The sequence below is a fragment of the Streptomyces lonarensis genome (genome assembly GCF_012033735.1).
GTDB lineage: Bacteria > Actinomycetota > Actinomycetes > Streptomycetales > Streptomycetaceae > Streptomyces > Streptomyces lonarensis.
In genome coordinates, this window is record NZ_JAAVJD010000414.1 from 1 (window position 1) to 2,462 (window position 2,462).

Sequence of the window (2,462 nt, forward strand, 5' to 3'; positions counted from 1 at the left end):
AGACTCACTTCCGTGATCCTGACCCCCGGTCGGCGGGGACAATCTCTCGGCCTTTCGGCCTTTCCCTCCGGGTTTCCCCTTCGGTGTCTCCGACTCTATCAGACCCACTTTCGTGTTTCTGCCCCCCGGCCGGCGGGGCTTTTCGAGCTTTTCGCCCTCCGGCGTGTCCACCACGTTAGAGCATTTCCCCGACCGCTTTCAAATCAGCGGAAGGAACTCTGCACTGCTGCATCGCCGAACCGTGACGTGTCATACGAGCACAGGGACGCCAAAACAGACCCGTCAGGGTTCATGCACTTCGGCAGTGTGTGCTGCCGGACCTGGGACGCTTGGCGTCGCTTGGGAAGCCGACGGGCTCCGTGGCAGCTCGGAGAACACTACGCGTGCGGCGCCCCGGCGTCAACCCCCTCGCTCAGACAGCGACGGGCTGCTGGTCCGAGCGGTCCTCACGCGCCAGGTCACCGGTCTCGCCGGCGAGCGCGGCCCGTCGCCCGGGCACGAAGACGTAGACCAGGAACGCCACCCAGACGAGGACGCCGATGGCGATGCGGGCCCAGGTGGGGAGGCCGGAGGGGGTGACGAACCCTTCCACCACGCCGGAGACCAGCAGCACCACCGCCAGCCCCACCGCCATGCCGATCGCGGCACGCCCCTCCTCGGCCAGCGCCGTGGTCCGGGTGCGGCGGCCGGGGTCGATGACCGTCCATCCCAGACGGAGTCCCACACCCGCTGCGACGAAGACCGCCGTCAGCTCCAACAGGCCGTGCGGGATGAGCAGACCGAGGAAGACGTCCAACCGGCCGGCGGAGGCCATCAGGCCGATGCCCAGGCCGACGTTGACGGCGTTCATCGCCAGCACGTAGATCACCGGGATGCCGAGCAGCACCCCGAAGGCGAGGCAGATGGCCGCGATCCAGGCGTTGTTGGTCCACACCTGGGCGGAGAACGCGGCGGCCGGGCTGCTGGAGTAGTAGCTCTCGTAGCTGCCGCCCTCCCGGGTCATCTCCCGCAGCGCCTCGGGGGCGGCGATGGTGGCGACGGCCTCGGGGCTGTTCGCGAGCCAGGTCGCGATGACGGCCGTGACGACCGTGAACAGCACGCCCGTCCAGATCCACCAGTGCCGGGTGCGGTAGCAGGCGGCCGGGAATCCCGCGGCGAAGAAGTGGACGGCGTCCCGCCAGGTCGCCTTCCTGCTGCCGATGACCACGCTCCGCGCCCGGGCGACCAGGGTGGTCAGCCGGTTGGTGACCACCGGGTCGGGGGCCGAGCTCTGCAGCTGCGAGAGGTGGGTGGCGGCGCGCTGGTACAGCGCCACCAGCTCGTCCGCCTCGGCGCCGGTGAGCCGGCGGCCCCGGCCGAGCAGTTGGTCGAGACGGTCCCACTCGGCACGATGGGCGGCGACGAACACATCCAGGTCCATGGGACGACCTTCTCAGACGAGGGTGTCGGGGTGGAGGGGCACCGCCCCCCGGGACACGGCAGACTGGGGCGACGTGGCGGAGCGGGCCACGGCGGGGTCCGACCGGGCCCGCCCGAGGGCGCGCGGTGAGCGGATGGGGACGGAGGCGCATGAGTGGTCTGGTGACCGGCGACGCCGTGGTGCTGGGGTTGCGGCCGGCACGGCTGCCGAGCCGAGCCATGGCGATCGCGATCGACGTGGTGCTGGTCGTCGGCGTCTACGTGCTGATGTCGCTGCTGCTGTCCTGGTCGGCGCTGGGCATGGGCGAGGCGGTGCTCTCCGCCGTGGAGATCGCCACCCTGGTGCTGATGCTCATCGGGGTGCCGGTGGCGGTGGAGACCCTGACCCGGGGCCGGTCCCTGGGCAAGCTCGCCCTCGGCCTGCGGGTGGTCCGCGACGACGGCGGCCCCGTGCGGTTCCGACACGCGTTCGTCCGCGGCCTCGTCGGCTTCGTCGAGCTGTTCGTGACGATGGGGTTCGTGGCGATGGCGTCCTCGCTGGTGTCCCCGCAGGGCCGGCGGCTGGGCGATGTCTTCGCGGGGACCGTCGTGGTGCGGGAGCGCATCCCGGTCTCGCGGGCGTCCCTGCTGCCGCCGCCCCCGCCCGAGCTCGCCGGTCGCTTCGCCGAGCTGGACCTCTCCCGGGTGCCGGAGGAGCTGTGGCTGGCGGTGCGGCAGCTGCTCGTACGACTTCCCAAGCTCGAACAGCGGGTGGCCTGGTCGATGTCGGTCCGGTTGGCCGAGGACCTCTCGGCGCTGGTGGGTACCCCGCCCCCCGAGGGCATGCACCCCTCGGCCTATCTGGCGGCCGTCGCCGGCGAGCGTCAACGCCGCGACGCGCAGCGGGCGTTCGGGGACCGGGGCCCGGCGGCGACCACCGGCATCCGCTGGTCGGCCCCGGCGCCCGGCACCGTCGCGATGCCGACCGCCCCCGAGGCGCTGCGGGAGATGACCCGGGAGGGCGGCAGCTACGAGAGCTACTACTCCAGCAGCCCGGCCGCCGC

2 protein-coding genes are annotated in these 2,462 nt (G+C 72.0%); one reads left to right on the forward strand and one right to left on the reverse strand.

Annotation, left to right across the window (positions count from 1 at the left end):
• Positions 1 to 412: 412 nt before the first annotated feature.
• On the reverse strand, positions 413 to 1,420 hold the full coding sequence (locus tag HCN56_RS25145; RefSeq protein WP_167974893.1) for a stage II sporulation protein M: 1,008 nt from the start codon (positions 1,418 to 1,420) through the stop codon (positions 413 to 415).
• A 149-nt stretch (positions 1,421 to 1,569) separates the two neighbouring features.
• Here HCN56_RS25145 and HCN56_RS25150 point away from each other — a divergent pair.
• Positions 1,570 to 2,462, forward strand: an 893-nt coding sequence (locus HCN56_RS25150) for an RDD family protein (RefSeq protein WP_167974895.1), incomplete at its 3' end; no start/stop codon positions are given.